Origin of the sequence: Butyricicoccus pullicaecorum DSM 23266 (assembly GCF_900167005.1) — a bacterium.
Classification (GTDB): domain Bacteria; phylum Bacillota; class Clostridia; order Oscillospirales; family Butyricicoccaceae; genus Butyricicoccus; species Butyricicoccus pullicaecorum.
Genome location: NZ_FUXW01000002.1, coordinates 381,869 through 396,959, shown reverse-complemented (window position 1 = coordinate 396,959; position 15,091 = coordinate 381,869). Strand labels below are relative to the sequence as shown.

The 15,091-nt window shown below is 49.0% G+C and carries 14 protein-coding genes; 8 read left to right on the top strand and 6 right to left on the bottom strand.

Annotation, left to right across the window (positions count from 1 at the left end):
* The first annotated feature begins 15 nt into the window (after positions 1 to 15).
* Positions 16 to 1,218, top strand: a complete 1,203-nt coding sequence (locus B5D52_RS06115; protein ID WP_016146729.1) for a class I SAM-dependent methyltransferase — start codon at positions 16 to 18, stop codon at positions 1,216 to 1,218.
* A 109-nt stretch (positions 1,219 to 1,327) separates the two neighbouring features.
* On the opposite strand, the gene B5D52_RS06110 is transcribed toward B5D52_RS06115, so the two are convergent.
* The 3 genes from B5D52_RS06110 to B5D52_RS06100 all read right to left on the bottom strand — a co-directional run bounded on the left by B5D52_RS06110 (position 1,328) and on the right by B5D52_RS06100 (position 4,022).
* Complete coding sequence (locus B5D52_RS06110) at positions 1,328 to 2,296, bottom strand: hypothetical protein (RefSeq protein ID WP_016146728.1); 969 nt, start codon at positions 2,294 to 2,296, stop codon at positions 1,328 to 1,330.
* Positions 2,297 to 2,368: 72 nt separating this feature from the next.
* Complete coding sequence (locus tag B5D52_RS06105; RefSeq protein WP_016146727.1) at positions 2,369 to 3,535, bottom strand: aminotransferase class I/II-fold pyridoxal phosphate-dependent enzyme; 1,167 nt, start codon at positions 3,533 to 3,535, stop codon at positions 2,369 to 2,371.
* Position 3,536: 1 nt separating this feature from the next.
* Positions 3,537 to 4,022, bottom strand: coding sequence for an Lrp/AsnC family transcriptional regulator (locus B5D52_RS06100; RefSeq protein ID WP_016146726.1), 486 nt, complete (start codon positions 4,020 to 4,022; stop codon positions 3,537 to 3,539).
* Positions 4,023 to 4,192: 170 nt separating this feature from the next.
* Between B5D52_RS06100 and B5D52_RS06095 the strand changes: the two genes are divergently transcribed.
* The 4 genes from B5D52_RS06095 to pta all read left to right on the top strand — a co-directional run bounded on the left by B5D52_RS06095 (position 4,193) and on the right by pta (position 8,414).
* Positions 4,193 to 4,891, top strand: a complete 699-nt coding sequence (locus tag B5D52_RS06095) for a DUF2461 family protein (protein ID WP_016146725.1) — start codon at positions 4,193 to 4,195, stop codon at positions 4,889 to 4,891.
* Positions 4,888 to 5,565 carry a 3'-5' exonuclease gene (locus tag B5D52_RS06090; RefSeq protein ID WP_016146724.1) on the top strand — a complete coding sequence of 226 codons (678 nt, stop codon included), beginning with the start codon at positions 4,888 to 4,890 and terminating at the stop codon, positions 5,563 to 5,565. The genes B5D52_RS06095 and B5D52_RS06090 overlap by 4 nt, the downstream gene beginning before the upstream one ends.
* Positions 5,566 to 5,849: 284 nt before the next feature.
* Positions 5,850 to 7,178, top strand: coding sequence for an AI-2E family transporter (locus tag B5D52_RS06080; protein ID WP_016146722.1), 1,329 nt, complete (start codon positions 5,850 to 5,852; stop codon positions 7,176 to 7,178).
* Between the two features lie 261 nt (positions 7,179 to 7,439).
* Entirely contained in the window at positions 7,440 to 8,414 is a 975-nt protein-coding gene (pta, locus tag B5D52_RS06075; protein WP_016146721.1) for a phosphate acetyltransferase, read from the top strand.
* Positions 8,415 to 8,510: 96 nt separating this feature from the next.
* On the opposite strand, the gene B5D52_RS06070 is transcribed toward pta, so the two are convergent.
* Positions 8,511 to 9,068: a cysteine hydrolase family protein gene (locus B5D52_RS06070; protein WP_016146720.1), complete on the bottom strand. Its 558-nt coding sequence runs from the start codon at positions 9,066 to 9,068 to the stop codon at positions 8,511 to 8,513.
* Positions 9,069 to 9,237: 169 nt separating this feature from the next.
* On the opposite strand from B5D52_RS06070, the gene B5D52_RS06065 reads away from it, so the two are divergent.
* Together B5D52_RS06065 and aroF are read left to right on the top strand one after the other, a co-directional pair.
* Positions 9,238 to 9,951: a peptidoglycan recognition protein family protein gene (locus B5D52_RS06065; protein ID WP_016146719.1), complete on the top strand. Its 714-nt coding sequence runs from the start codon at positions 9,238 to 9,240 to the stop codon at positions 9,949 to 9,951.
* 107 nt (positions 9,952 to 10,058) lie between these two features.
* The gene (gene aroF / locus B5D52_RS06060) at positions 10,059 to 11,081 is read left to right on the top strand and encodes a 3-deoxy-7-phosphoheptulonate synthase (RefSeq protein WP_016146718.1); all 1,023 of its coding nucleotides are present in this window, start codon (positions 10,059 to 10,061) and stop codon (positions 11,079 to 11,081) included.
* 83 nt (positions 11,082 to 11,164) lie between these two features.
* Here the strand turns inward: aroF and B5D52_RS06055 are convergent, their stop codons facing one another.
* Together B5D52_RS06055 and B5D52_RS06050 are read right to left on the bottom strand one after the other, a co-directional pair.
* On the bottom strand, positions 11,165 to 12,004 hold the full coding sequence (locus tag B5D52_RS06055; RefSeq protein WP_016146717.1) for a polysaccharide deacetylase family protein: 840 nt from the start codon (positions 12,002 to 12,004) through the stop codon (positions 11,165 to 11,167).
* 66 nt (positions 12,005 to 12,070) lie between these two features.
* On the bottom strand, positions 12,071 to 12,391 hold the full coding sequence (locus B5D52_RS06050) for a hypothetical protein (RefSeq protein WP_016146716.1): 321 nt from the start codon (positions 12,389 to 12,391) through the stop codon (positions 12,071 to 12,073).
* A gap of 202 nt (positions 12,392 to 12,593) precedes the next feature.
* Between B5D52_RS06050 and B5D52_RS06045 the strand changes: the two genes are divergently transcribed.
* Complete coding sequence (locus B5D52_RS06045) at positions 12,594 to 15,059, top strand: transglycosylase domain-containing protein (RefSeq protein ID WP_016146715.1); 2,466 nt, start codon at positions 12,594 to 12,596, stop codon at positions 15,057 to 15,059.
* The last annotated feature ends 32 nt before the right edge of the window (positions 15,060 to 15,091 follow it).

Genomic DNA, 15,091 nt, shown 5'->3' with positions numbered 1-15,091 from the left:
GAAAGGGCGCTATCTATGCAAAAGGGCGAAAAGAACAAGCTCAAACTGTTGCTGATCGGCATTCAGGCTCGACTCAAACAAAATCGCGATTATTTCGTTTCTGCCGAATTTATCTTCAAATCCGGCAATAAAAAATTTAAAGCTGCGCTGAAGGCTGGCGAAGAAAACGATTATTTGCTGGTCTTTCAGGGAACCGAACGTCCGATTGACGCGGAGGAAGTGGTCTCCTTCTTTGACAAGCAAACCGAGCTGTATGACGACAGCACGCTTGTATATACCGAACGCGGTACCGTTATTACCATTACGGTCAATGCAAAGGGTGTATCTATGAAGCAGACCGAGCAGCAAGCTGCTCCGCAGGATGCCGCAGCCGTCAATAATCCGCTGCTCGACCACAGCCGAAAGTATCTGATTCAGGCTGATAAGGCTGCACCGCTGCTGCGTGAGATCGGCATTCTGACTGCGGACGGCAAAATCAAAAACGACATGATCCGAAAGTACAATCAGATCGATCACTATGTCGAATTGGTTGCCCCCATGTTCGAGCAGGATGACAGTGAGGAAATTTTGCTGCTTGACTGTGCCTGCGGTAAGTCGTATCTGTCCTTTGTCATGAACTATTACCTGCGTGATGTGCTGCGCCGTCGCTGCCGCATCATCGGCATCGATATCAACCCGCACGTTGTATCGGAAAGCCAGAAGATGGCCAAGCGTCTGGGCTATCACAATATGGAATTCATTGCTGCCGATCTTCGCACCTATCAGCCGCCCAAGCAGGTAACTGCCGTCATCTCTCTGCACGCATGTGACATCGCGACCGACCTTGCACTCGGAACTGCAATCCGTGCCCAGGCAAAATACATTGCTTGCGTTCCTTGCTGTCACAAAGAGCTGCTTGACCAGTATCATATTCCCGGGCTGGAGCCACTGACCAAGTTTGGTGTGTTCAAAGCCAGATTCAATGACGTACTGACCGATAGTATGCGTGCATTGAAGCTGGAAGCCGAGGGCTACAAGGTATCCGTTGTAGAATACATTTCTCCGCTGGATACCCCGAAAAACCTGCTGATCCGCGCCACGCGAACCAATCGAGAAAATCCCAAGGCAAAGGCAGAATACGACAGCGTGCGTGCGCTGCTTGGCACCACTTCAGAACTGGATCGTCGCTGCGAAGCTAATAACGCCGATTTCTTTATCACAGATGAAGATTTAATCTGATTTAAGACTTATTTTATAAGCTCTGGAATATTCCGGAGCTTATTTTTTTGCAGCATAGCAAAGAAAGAGGCAGGCGCAGATGCGCCCACCTCTTTGACTTGGAAACTGTTTAGTTGCCGCAGCCACAGCCGCTGCGATTGGTATTGGATGCCGCAGAGCCACATCCACAGCTGCCGCTGCGCGTGTTGGAGTTTGCGTTCGAGCTGCCACACGAAGACGTACCACAGGTAGAGGTACTGCGAGAAGTGTTGCAGCCACAGCCACTGGACTCACGACGCGGCGGGAAGAATTCGTCAACCGGGAAATCAAAGCGAGAGAATACATCGCAGGGATCTTCCGAGCGATCGCCGCCGATATTTTCACAGCAGTCCTTCTCCGGCATGCAGATATCAAATGCCGGCATGAGCAGCTGAATATCGCGTTCCAGCTTGATAATCGAGAACTGTCCAATGGTGACACGCAGCTGATTGCTTGCAGAATCAAGGGACAGGTCACGTCCGGCAAAGCAGCCGCAAATTGCACGCGGAACTTCACGCAGCTCGCCGCAAGTGCATGCGCATGCACACGGCTGGGTGGGATAAACCACGCGTGTTTCGAGCAGAATCGGCTCTACCGTCTCCAGCACTGCCGTCGGCAGGTTGGTGTTGCGTGCAAGCTGTACATCATCACCATCCGCTACAAACTGCGAGGAGAAGATGTGCGCACCGCCTTCGCTGCCAAACAGCATGCAGCGCTTATCATAGACAGCCAGACCTTCCAGAATACGCGGGCAGCCGATACCGGTGCATGCTTCAACCGATACCTTATAGAAGAATCGAATGTCTACGCTGTAAAAACCGCGGCGGAATGCAACGGGCTCCACATCCATCACAGCCGAGAGCAGCTCTGCACATCTCGGCTTCACCGTGACCGCATTGCCCTCGATAAAGCACTGATCTTCAGTCGGCAGATAGACGCGCAGATCGCGCATGCAATCACGGCTCCGGCACTGATCATAGACCTTCTTAGTGTGAACACAAACAGCCTCTCGGAAACTGGCAGCACCGCTCAGGGGACCAGGACACATTTTTTCAGCCATAACAAAAACCTCCGTATGGAATGAATTAGAAGAAAACCTTCTATTTCAAACTATGCGGAGGTTCATATTACGTTACAGTGTTTGGAGGAAATCGCGTATTCTGCTGCACGCCTCACGCAGATGCGCCATGGAATACGAATAGGAAATACGTACATGGCCTGCACCGCTCTCGCCAAACGCATCGCCCGGAATTACTGCGACATGCTGCTCCTGCAGCAGACGATTGCAGAATTCTTCTGATGTCAAACCGGTCGATTTGATGGAAGGGAAGACATAGAACGCGCCATGCGGCTCAAAGCATTCCAGACCCATACTGCGCAGCTCGCTGACCAGAAAACGGCGACGAATATCATACTGACTGCGCATGTGGATAATATCATCATCACCGGTACGAATCGCTTCAATACCCGCAAACTGTGCCGTCGTCGGCGCACACATAATACCGAACTGGTGGATCTTGCAGATCGATTTCATCAATTCTCTCGGGCCCATTGCCCAGCCCAAACGCCAGCCGGTCATCGCATAAGATTTCGAGAAGCCGTCAATTACAATGGTACGTTCACGCATACCATCGATCTGTGCAATGCTTACATGCTCGCCCTGATAGGTCAGCATACAGTAAATCTCATCTGAAAGCACAACAATATTGGTATCTCGGAGCACGTCTGCAATTGCTTCCAGCTCCTTGCGGTTCATGATCGCACCGGTCGGATTGTTGGGGTAGGGCAGAATGAGCGCCTTGGTCTTGGGCGTAATCGCGGCGCGCAGGCGCTCGGGTGTCAACTTGAAGCCTTCTTCCGCAACGGTCGGAATCGCAACCGGTACACCGCCTGCCAAAGTCGTCAAGGGCGTATAGCACACGAAACTAGGCTCCGGAATCAAAACCTCGTCTCCCAGAGAAACGATTGCACGCAGAGCATTATCGATTGCCTCACTGCCGCCGACCGTCACGACGATCTCATCATGCGGGTCATAAAACAGGTCATATCTACGCAGCGCCAGTCCCGCAATCTCATCACGCAGCTGCTGAAGGCCCCAGTTTGAAGTATAGAAAGTTCGTCCTTTTTCCAGCGAAGCAATGCCTGCGCGGCGTACCTGCCACGGTGTTTCAAAATCAGGCTCACCAACGCCAAGCGAAATGACATCCTTCATCGTAGATGCCAAATCAAAAAACTTTCGAATGCCCGACGGTTTGACCGCCTGCACCCGCTCGGAAAGCACTTTGGAATAATCGATCATATTACATCATTACCTCCCGACTATCAACTTCGCTCGGGTCAAAGGTCACTCCCTGTTCCTTGTATTTTTTCAGGATGAAATGGGTACCGGTAGACAGCACATTCTCCATCGGTGCCAGCTGTTCGGATACAAAGCGTGCAACTTCACGCATGGTACGTCCGGAAATGATGACCGTCAGGTCAAAACCACCCGACATCAGATACACACTCTCAACCTGATGGTGCGAATAAATCTGACGCGCGATCTCATCAAAGCCCATGCCCTTCTGGGGCGTGATCTTAACCTCAATCAGTGCCGTGACCTGTTCACGCTCGGTCTTATCCCAGTCGATGACCGTCTTATATCCTAAAATCGTATTATTCTTTTCCAAGTCTCGCAGGATGGCTTTGACATCCGCAAGATCCATCTGCGCCATATCTGCCAGCTGTTCCGGAGTCAGACGTGCGTCTTGTTCGAGCATCGTTAAAATCTTTTCATGTTCATTCATTGTCAGGATACCTCCCAATTATGTCAAAGTAGGGAAGCGGACAGCCGCTTAATAGTGCTATTATACTCCATTTTTTCGCAAAAGGAAACCAAGGATTTTTAAATTCTATTGCGTTTCTATTGCAAAGAGGATAAAATGAGTATAGGTATTTTGAAGGAGTGCTTCCCTAGATGGAATTTACAGGATTTTGTCCGCAAGGACTAGACCTATTGATTGAAAATCGCATGATGGATTCGCCCGATTTTTATGAGGCGCATAAAGCAGACATTAAGCGCCTGGCAATCGAACCTTTCTATGCGTTATGTGAACGGATGCGGGAGGATATGCTCCTGATTGATCCACTATTCGTGACTGCCCCTTCCCGTATGGTTTCCCGTGTGCGTCGAGATACGCGATACACCAAAGATAAAACACTCTATCGCGCTAATTTGTGGCTGTTTTTCCGCCGTCCGCGCGCACAGTTTGAGGAAGTTCCTTTTTATTATATGGAACTTGGGCCTGATTTTTGGCGCTACGGCTGTTGGGGTGGCTTCGGACGAGGCGAAATGGCAGAAGCGCGCGATATGATTCTGCGAGAGGACAAGCTGTTTTTAGATGCTTACCGTGCAGTGCAAGCTATACCTGAAATGCACCTATCCGGAGAATTATACAAACGTCCCAAGCATCCCGAGGCAAAGGAGATTTATCAGCCGTGGCTGAACCGCAAGCAGCTGGGGATTGATTTTGAAGAAACGCAGAATTTTGACCCGGTGTTTGACGGCAGCTTTGTTCCTCTGATGCTCGAGCGTTTTGCCAAATTGGCTCCGTTCTATCATTTTCTCTGCACACTGCGTGATCGCGCGAAGATTGGACAGGGGGGACGTGCATGAGATATGTCGCAATGGACTTTGAGACAGGCAACAGCTATTATACCAGTGCCTGTTCCATCGGATTGGCTTACTATGAAGACGATCAACTGGTGGGAACCGAAACATTCCTAATCCGTCCGCCTGATTCCGTAGGTAAGTTTCATTGGTATAATGTCAAAATTCATGGTATCAAACGCTCTCATGTAAAAGATCAGCCGACCTTTGACGAAATTTGGCGTAAAATCCAAGACAAGGTTGATGGCAGTGTCATTGTTTGTCACAATGCGGTCTTTGATACCGAAGTATTATGCCGCTGTCTGGAGTTTTACAACATTCCACTCCCGACCTGTCAGTATATCTGTACGGTCAAGGTTTCTCAAAAAGTATGGCCTGATTTAGAAAACCACAAACTAAACACCGTTGCAGATGCTTTAGGCATTACGCTGAACCATCACGAAGCTGGTTCTGACGCACATGCCTGTGGGGAAATTTTACAATGTGCCCTGCGCGAAACACACTGTGCCGACGCGCAGGCTTTGGCGGAACATCTTGATATGCAGCTCGGTGTGATTTCACCCGCAGGGCGGCGACAGTGTTCCTCTGCAAAGAAGTCCGGGACTGAGAGAAAATCACATACCGGCAGGCATCGAAAAACCGCGTCCAATGCGGTACAAGGGAAAGGGGAAGATCAATGATGCAATCGATCACCTGTAAAAAATGCTGTGAAAAGGTAAATTTCCTGGTGAAATATTTACTGGCTCGCGCACGTACCTTCAGCATTCTGGATTTCGCAATCTTCAAAACTTGTTTGGTTTGCTTCGGCGCTTTTATCGCCACAGTATTCTCCAAACAGGCAAAAAAATTCAAGTTCTTGTTTTTCATCGGCTTTCTTGCATCTTGGGTCTATCTGATCTGGCGACTCTTTTTCCAAGATGACACCACAAATCAGAACTAATAAGGAGTACCTAAGTTATATTTCATGAAAAGTCCATTTCAAAATCAATATTTCCGTGTTGCTGTCTCTGCATGGCTTGTTATTGTAATGAGCATTTTATGCTTCTTTACATTTTATAAGCTTGATACAATCAAAGAAATCCTCGGACAGCTGTCTTCTATTTTACGACCGTTTACGTTCGGATTCGTTGTCGCCTATCTGCTGCTTCCTATTTTTAACACGCTCGTGCGTAAGACCAATCCTTGGTTTTCACGTGTCATTCGCAATCCCAAAAAGGCAAAAAGTTTCAACAAACTGTTCTGCAGCTTGATCAGCGTCACGTTCTTCCTGCTCATTGTTGTGGCATTGCTCTCGATGGTACTCCCGCAGCTGGCAGAGAGCGTTATGGGTCTGTTGGAGAAACTGCCCGAATACCTCAACCGCACCGAAGAATGGCTGACCGTACACCTGTTTTCCAACAATCCCATTCTTGAAGGAAATGTGCAGCAATTATATGCTTCTGTTTCTTCTTCTCTCATGGAGTGGGCAAACACCCAGTTGGTACCTCAGCTGTTAGAGGTCATGCGAGGAAATTTTGTGGGAAGCTTTGTATCCAACACCATTTCTTTCCTCAAAACAGTATTGGTTGGTTTTATCAGTGCTGTTTACATGCTCAACAGCAAGGATACCTTCTCTGCGCAGGGTAAGAAACTCATTTACAGCATGTTCCATACCGATACCGCAAACGTGATTCTGGAAAATATCCGTTTCGTCCACAAGGTCTTTGGCGGATTTATTACGGGTAAATTGCTGGATTCTCTGATCATCGGTTTGATTACATTCTTTGCAATGTCTATTCTGCAAATGCCGTATGTTCTGCTGATCAGTGTCATTATTGGTGTGACCAATATCATTCCGTTCTTTGGTCCCTTCATTGGTGCCATTCCCAGCACGCTGCTGATCATTCTGGTCAGCCCGCTTCAGGGTGTATATTTTGTTATCTTCATCCTCATCCTGCAGCAGTTCGACGGAAATATCCTCGGTCCCAAGATCTTGGGTGACTCTACCGGTCTGGCTAGTTTCTGGGTTATGTTTGCCATTCTGCTGTTTGGCGGTATGTTTGGTTTTGCCGGTATGGTCGTTGGTGTCCCGCTGTTTGCTGTTATTTACAGCGCAGTTTCCGGACTGGTCAACCGTTCTCTCGGAAAAAAGAAGCTGTCTGTCCAAACGGCTGACTATATTACCCTCGATCATATTGATGCGGAAAGCGGCGAAATGATTCCGATTACTAAGGATACCATAGCGCCTACCGCGGTAAAACTGGAGCGTTTCAAGCGCCGCAAGCCCTCTGAACACGACGATACTAAAAAGTAATTGTGCAAAAAGCCCTCTGTTAAGTCACCCTCACGCTGGAACTTTCAGAGGGCTTATCTTATAAAAATGTTTCATGATGGCTGTCATTTCCAACTTTTCCGCGCGTTCGCGATTGTTCGTAATGCAGATTGCAAAACGTAATGCCGATCAAGGCGGAAAATTTAGATGATTTTTTTGCAAACTTTTGCACACAGTTATTGAGATTTATGCACAAGTTGGTGTATAATATGAGAAGAGAGTTCTAAGGAGGTTATTGGAACTATGTTAGAAAATCTGATTGCAACCCTGAAAGCTGATCCGCGTACTATCGTTTTCACCGAAGGTCCGGATCCTCGTATCCTGGAAGCTGCTTCCCGCCTGAAGAAGGACGGCATCCTGACTTCCATCCTGATCGGTAATGTCGACGAAGTCAAGGCTGCTGCTGAGAAGTGCGGCTTCGACATCGAGGGCATCGAGATTATCGATCCTGCAACCTATCCGGAAATGGACGCTATGGTCGCAAAGATGGTAGAGCTGCGCAAGGGCAAGATGAGCGAAGAGGACTGCCGCAAGGCTCTGTCCAAGGGCAACTACTTCGGCACCATGCTGGTTAAGATGGGCAAGGCTGACGCTCTGCTGGGCGGCGCAACCTACTCGACCGCTGATACCGTTCGTCCGGCTCTGCAGATCATCAAGACCAAGCCGGGCAACAAGATCGTTTCTTCCTGCTTCATTCTGCACCGTCCTGCTAAGGATGGCGGCGATGAGAAGTACGCAATGGGCGACTGCGCAATCAACATCAATCCGGGTGAGGATGATCTGGTTGAAATCGCAATCGAGACCGCTCGCACTGCAAAGGCATTCGGCATCGATCCCAAGGTCGCTATGCTGTCTTACTCGACTCTGGGCTCCGGTAAGGGCGATACCGTTGACATGATGCGCAATGCAACTGCTAAGGTCAAGGAAGCTGCTCCGGATCTGGCTGTCGACGGCGAGCTGCAGTTCGACGCTGCTTTCTCTCCGGTCGTTGCTCAGACCAAGTGCAAGGGTTCTCCGGTTGCTGGCCAGGCAAACACCTTCATCTTCCCGGACATCAACGCTGGTAACATCGGCTACAAGATCGCTCAGCGTCTGGGCGGCTTTGAGGCATTTGGCCCCATTCTCCAGGGTCTGAACGCTCCGATCAACGATCTGTCTCGTGGCTGCAACGCAGAAGAAGTCTACAAGATGGCTATTATCACTGCCGGCCTGAAGTAAGTTTCAGGGGTGTAGGAATCCATCCTATCGCAATCAATACATAAAAAACGCCTCCTGCTCGGCGGGTTTTCCGCTCCAGGAGGCGTTTCTCTTTGCTTATCGATTGATAACCTGAACCTGCATGCCCTGCATCACATCCAGCGTTTTTTCATGCAAAGCAGGGTCAAAACTTGCGCACAACGACGCGTCTACAATGATTTGTGCCTCCGGCCATGCAGCCTGCAGCGTACATACATTTGCCATGACGCACATATTGCTTACCAATCCGACCAGCAAAATTTCATCCAGATCACCGATCTCTTTTTTGAGTGCAACCAATGTCTCCGGCGCAATGCCGAAGGTCGTTTTGCAAACCGGATGCAAGAGACCAGTACAACACGTGCCGCTGATGAGCTCCTGTGTCTTTCCGTACAATCTCCAGCCCTCGGTATCCGGCTGGCAGTGGGGAATAGGCAGGGTTCGTCCTTCTCGGGTCTGTAAATAGTTCTCCCCATGTGTATCATAGGTCACCAGAACCGGATCGCCCATAGCCAGATATTCCTGTGCACGCTGGGCGATTCCCTCATCTAATTTCTCCGCACCCGAAAAGCCCAAACTTCCGCAAACAAAATCGTTTTGATAGTCAATAATCGCAAGCAATCGCTTTTTTCCCATCGCAACTGCCTCCTTTCTGTGTAAATTTTATCACATTTACAGAACTGACACAATTCTTTTCAAACTTTCAGCAATGCACGCTCATCTGGAATTTACAAAAAGTTCAAAGTTGAAAGTTTGCATCCCTGGAATCCCACGTAGTATGATATACAATAAGGGAGGGTCGTAATTGAAAATTATTGCATTTCATGCTTCACGTGCTGCAACACCCAAACGACGCAGGAGACGCAGAAGAAATTATCGTCCACTGCTGGTACTAGCTATTTTTTTGCTGATTGTATGCGCAATCGGCTTTGCAATTCACCAAGTTTTCTCTCAAACAGATACTGATGAAAACGGATATCCCATTACATACGTTGGCAGCTTGCCGGTTCACGAACATTTTGTCTCCGAAGACGCAATCGGTCGTCCTGGCGGAACACGTGAGATCGAATACGTTGTCATCCACGAAACCGACAACTTTGCTGCCGGAGCCAATGCCGCAAGGCATGATGCGTTTATTCAGGAAAATGCAAAGGTCGAAAAATTATCCTGGCACTATACCGTAGATGACCACGAAGCATATCATCACATTCCGGACAACGAACCTGCTTATCACGCAGGCGATGGGATGGAGCCAAACGGGGGAAACACCTCGGGTATCGGCGTTGAGCTCTGCGTTGCAGAAGATAACGACTATGAAAAAACCTTGCAAAACGGTGCGCTGCTTGCCGGATATCTGCTATGGAAATATGACCTGAATATGGACGCGCTGAAAAAGCATCAGGATTTTTCTGGAAAAATTTGCCCCGCGCACTTGATCAACGAACATCGTTGGGATGAATTTTGCAAAATGGTCGAGGAAAATTATGTCTATTTTCAGCAAAATGGCGAAAAAAATTAAATCTTTCAAAATAGTTGCTTTTATCTGCTAATATGCTATAATACCTTTCAGTACACCTTTTCAAAACCGTGTATCTTATCTTATTTCAATGAAAGGATTTACCTGCCATGATTGTCATCTTAAAGCCCAACCCGGACAAAGAACGGGTCGCACGTCTAATTAAGCACTTCCACGATATGGGGCTGAACACGAACTATTCGGAAGGTTCGTCCACCACCATTATCGGTCTGCTTGGCGATACCTCTCGTATCGACGAAAATGACATTATGGTATATGATCTGGTTGAACGAGTCCAGCGCGTCACCGAACCGTTTAAGGGCGTCAACCGTAAAATGCATCCGCAGGATACCATTTTGGAAGTTGCAGGCCGCAAGATCGGTGAGGGATACTTTAACGTATTTGCCGGCCCGTGCTCGGTCGAAAGCGAATCCCAGATTCTCGAAGTTGCTGAGGCTGTCAAGAAGTCCGGTGCTTCCTTCCTGCGCGGCGGTGCATTCAAGCCTCGCACTTCTCCGTACTCGTTCCAGGGTATGGAAGCAGAAGGTCTCAAGCTGCTGCTTGAAGCAAAGCGCCAGACCGGTCTGCCCATCGTCACCGAGATCATGAGCGAAAAGCATCTGGATCTGTTCGCCGATGTTGATATCATCCAGCTGGGTGCACGCAACATGCAGAACTTTATGCTGCTCAAGGAGCTCGGACGCTCTCAGAAGCCGATCCTGCTCAAGCGCGGTCTGTCTGCTACCATGGAAGAGTTCCTGATGGCGGCAGAATACATCTTTGCTGGCGGAAACCACAATGTCATCCTCTGCGAGCGCGGCATCCGTACCTTCGAGACCATGATCCGCAATAATCTGGATATCTCTGCTGTTCCGCTGGTCAAGACGCTGAGCCATCTGCCCATCATCATCGATCCCAGCCATGCAGCAGGCAAGCGCGATATGGTACAGCCGCTGTCCCGCGCAGCAATCGCTTCGGGTGCTGACGGTCTGATGATCGAAGTCCATAATGATCCCAAGCGCGCACTGTGCGATGGAGCGCAGTCTCTGAACATCCCGATGTTCGAAACTGTTATGGCCGATGTCAAGCGTCGTGTTGCATTCGAGGAAAAGCAGCTGCAAACCTGCGAATAAATAATATGTTTACAAAAAATGACCGGTGATTTTCACCGGTCATTTTTTATACTCGGGGAACCAAATTATTGCTCAATCGTCTATTAAGAAGAAGGAGCCGTTTCGATCATCAATTCCTTCAAATTGCCAAAACGATATCCCGCTTGTTCCCACTTGGTCAATAGTTCATCTAAAATCTGTGCGTTGGTAGACGAAGTCGAGTGCAGCAATACAATCGCGCCGTTATGGATACGCGGAAGCAGCTTGTCAAACGCCTGCTCCTTGGTCGGCTGGTTGTCCGTATACCAATCAACATAGGCCAGCGACCAGAACACCGTCGTATATCCCAGCTGCTGTGCCTGCTTTAAGTTCTCCAAGCTGAATTTTCCCTGCGGCGGTCGATACAATTTGGGCATTTCTTGTCCCGTGACTTCACGATAGAGATCTTCGACGCCTTTTAGCTCTTGCTGAAAGGTCTCGAGATCGGCAATCTTAGACATATCAGGATGAGAAGTCGTATGGTTTCCGACGACATGACCTTCTTCCACCATACGCCGCACCAGATCCGGTGCAGTTTCAAGATAATTGCCGACCAGAAAAAAGGCAGCCGGAGCATGATGCTTTTTGAGCGCATCCAAAATCGCCGGAGTATTTCCATTTTCAAACCCCGCATCAAATGTCAGATAAATTACGGGTTCACTGACATCACCAAGGTAACGCGCTGACAAGGCTTCCAACTCCTCAGATGAAGCATTGCCAACCGGAGGCTGTCCAGGGGTAGGGAAGGAGAGCCCCCAATTGGTCACTTCCGCATTGACTGTGGTCACCGGTCCAAACCATTTATCATACGCTGTACCCGCACCTGCAAGCATCAATACCAGAGCGACTGCGCCCAGAACCGTCCAAATTTTCTTTCGTTTCCGCTTTGACAGAGAACACAACAAATAAAACACCGCCTTCCATGGTTTTGTCCTAAAAATATGCGGACAGGGAGGCGGTTATAACCGATATCATGCGTCGTAATCTTCTAATAAGTGTGCGAGCGCAGTTGCATCCTGAAGCGGGATCCCTTCTGCCAGTGCTTCCTGATCGGCCTGCGGCAAAGTTCGGATATCTACACCGGTCATCAGAACCGGATCACTGCGGCCAGTTTGATAAATTACCACCTGATATCCCACACTTTTGGCAACATATTGTGTGAGATCACCAGAAACATTGCTAGAAGCGGGTGCTTTTGGCCATAATAAAGCCAAAAGCAAAAAGGTTACAGCAAGAAACGTCAAACTTAGAACCAAAATGTTAAATCCAAGTGAACGATTGTGCGGCTGCATGATCAATTCCTCCTTCTATTTTGTAACTGATATCCTCTAGTGTGAACAAGTTAACGCTAAATTATGCGCATTCAATAAAAATATTGGCAATTTTCATCAGAATATGGTATACTGTATTCGCCTATCTGTCGCCTGAGTATGGCCGTGTACTTGTGCGTCATCGGCAACCTTTGCAGCCATGCAAAAGGAGGTATCGAAAAATATGGCAAAACGAAAAAAGAGCTCTTTTGCCCATAAGCTCATGATGGCCATTCTGGCCATCCCGCTCATTGCCGTTGTCACAGCCTGTCTGTGCGGTGTTGCGCTCGCCTTTTATATCGGCGTGTACGTAATTCCCAATTCCGATATCGACGTATCCTCTTATAGCAAGGATCTGGCAAAGACTACCGTCATTTATGCCAAAAATCCAGACACGGACGAGTACGAAATATATGAGACTCTGGAAGGAGACGTCAACCGGCAATGGGTATCGTTGGACGAGATCCCCGAAGATCTGCAAAAAGCAGTTGTCGCCATCGAAGACCAGCGCTTCTATTCTCATCATGGTGTAGACTGGTTCCGCACCCTTGGTGCAGTTCAGGGCTTTATCACCGGCGATGACCGCGGTGGTGGTTCTACCATCACCCAGCAGCTGATCAAAAACCTGACCGGAAACAATGACAAATCTGTCAAACGTAAGATCAATGAGATCTTCCAGGCGCTGACTCTGGAAAAGAATCTCGGTGATACGGCAAAAGATCAGATCTTGGAAATGTATTTGAATACAATTCCTTACGGTAACCGCGCAGCTGGTGCGAAAGTCGCCGCAATGACTTACTTCGGCAAGGAACTTGACGAACTGAATCTGGCCGAATGCGCTGTGCTTGCCGCAATCCCCAATGCGCCCACACGTTACAACCCTTTCCGCAATCCGGAAAACGTAAAGGAACGTCAGACATTGGTATTGCAGAAAATGCTCGAGCTGGAATTTATTACGCAGGCTGAGTATGACGAGGCAATCAACACCGAACTGGTTTATCATTCTGATGCATACGAACAAGACACGAACGAACCCTACTCGTGGTTTACCGAGGCGATCATCTCTGAACTGACCGAGGACCTGCAGGAAACTGAGAATATTTCGTATGACCTTGCACGTTCTCGCGTTATGTCCGGTGGCCTTCAGATCTATGCGACCATCGACCAAAATGTTCAGAATGCGATGGATGAAGTCTTCACCAACGAAGCCAATTTCCCCAGCGCACAAAAGAACGGTGTCGTTCCGCAAGCCGCTATGGTCATCTGCGATAAGCAGGGAAATATCCTGGGACTTGTCGGTGGACGCGGTGAAAAGGAAGGCAGTCTGCTGACAAACCGTGCTACTATGACCACGCGACAGCCCGGTTCTTCGATCAAACCGCTCGCTGTTTACGGTCCTGCAATGGATGCCGGCAAGATCACGCCCTATTCGGTCGTGACCGATATGCCGTTTAAGGTCTATGACGGCAAGGCTTGGCCGCGTAACGACAATCGTCGCTATCAGGGCCAGATGGTCGTTAAAAATGCTGTTGCAAAATCGATCAACTGTGTCGCTGTACGTGTTCTGGACATGCTCACGCCGCAAGCCTCGTATGAATTCCTGCATAACACGCTGGGATTTGAACATCTCAACCCCAGTGCAGATATCGATTACGCACCGCTCGCTCTGGGTGGTATGAACGGTGGTGTGACCGTCCGCGAAATGGCGGCAGGATATACCATCTTTGCAAACAACGGCAAATATTCCGGTTCCCGTACCTACTCCAAGGTACTCGACAGCGAAGGCAATGTACTGATTGACTACACCGAGCCGGAAGAAATCAACGCATTCCAGAATGAAAAGACTGCATATTACATGCTCGACTGCTTGAAAGAGGTCACCAACTCCGGTACCGGTACCAAGGCTACCATCAGCGGCATTGAAACGGCTGGTAAGACGGGTACTACAACTTCCAAGCGCGATGTATGGTTCTGCGGTCTCACCCCATACTATGTAGGTGCTACCTGGTTTGGTTATGATCAGAGCTACAATCTGGATGGCATTTCGGGTAATACTGCACTTTCACTCTGGACGGCTGTTATGCGCCGCATTCACGCCGATCTGCCCGATGCTGAGTTCGACATGGGCGATGACTCCAACTTTGTCAATGCAACCTACTGTATTGACAGCGGCATGTCTCCGACCGATGCCTGCGAAGCGGATTCTCGTGGTGATCGCGTTGCAGTTGGTCGCTTCTGGAAGGGCGACGAGCCGAGCGAGGACTGCAATCTGCATAAGTATGTGACCATTTGCAGACAGACCGGTCTGGTTGCAGGGGATAATTGCCGCTGGACAAGCACGGTATCCAAATTGGATCTGACGCGCTTGTTCCCGATGGACTTCTCTCCCGCAATCGAAGATGCTGATGCTTGCTTCACAGGAGACAATAAGCCTGTTGGCTCGGGTGATGTCACAGTCTCCGGTGGATACCTTGGCGTCTGCCACGATCGTCATTCGATCTTCGACTTTGGAAACGACGACGAAGAGGAGGAATCCTCTGAGGGAACCGAAGGTACGGAAGGTGAAACTGGTACAGATAGTGGAAACACTGACACATCTGGCGGCAGCACTTCGGACACATCGGATTCTGAGTCCGATCCTGAAAATTAAGTCAATCTAGGACTTGAAATTTTGAAAATCAT

Excerpts from the sequence above, each read along its gene's own strand:
- B5D52_RS06090 (WP_016146724.1), top strand. The coding sequence starts at position 4,888 with ATGAGATATGTCGCAATGGACTTTGAGACAGGCAACAGCTATTATACC.
- B5D52_RS06105 (WP_016146727.1), bottom strand. The coding sequence starts at position 3,535 with ATGATCGATTATTCCAAAGTGCTTTCCGAGCGGGTGCAGGCGGTCAAA.
- B5D52_RS06045 (WP_016146715.1), top strand. The coding sequence starts at position 12,594 with ATGGCAAAACGAAAAAAGAGCTCTTTTGCCCATAAGCTCATGATGGCC.
- B5D52_RS06095 (WP_016146725.1), top strand. The coding sequence starts at position 4,193 with ATGGAATTTACAGGATTTTGTCCGCAAGGACTAGACCTATTGATTGAA.
- B5D52_RS06080 (WP_016146722.1), top strand. The coding sequence starts at position 5,850 with ATGAAAAGTCCATTTCAAAATCAATATTTCCGTGTTGCTGTCTCTGCA.
- aroF (WP_016146718.1), top strand. The coding sequence starts at position 10,059 with ATGATTGTCATCTTAAAGCCCAACCCGGACAAAGAACGGGTCGCACGT.
- B5D52_RS06100 (WP_016146726.1), bottom strand. The coding sequence starts at position 4,022 with ATGAATGAACATGAAAAGATTTTAACGATGCTCGAACAAGACGCACGT.
- B5D52_RS06070 (WP_016146720.1), bottom strand. The coding sequence starts at position 9,068 with ATGGGAAAAAAGCGATTGCTTGCGATTATTGACTATCAAAACGATTTT.
- B5D52_RS06110 (WP_016146728.1), bottom strand. The coding sequence starts at position 2,296 with ATGGCTGAAAAAATGTGTCCTGGTCCCCTGAGCGGTGCTGCCAGTTTC.
- B5D52_RS06115 (WP_016146729.1), top strand. The coding sequence starts at position 16 with ATGCAAAAGGGCGAAAAGAACAAGCTCAAACTGTTGCTGATCGGCATT.
- B5D52_RS06050 (WP_016146716.1), bottom strand. The coding sequence starts at position 12,391 with ATGCAGCCGCACAATCGTTCACTTGGATTTAACATTTTGGTTCTAAGT.
- pta (WP_016146721.1), top strand. The coding sequence starts at position 7,440 with ATGTTAGAAAATCTGATTGCAACCCTGAAAGCTGATCCGCGTACTATC.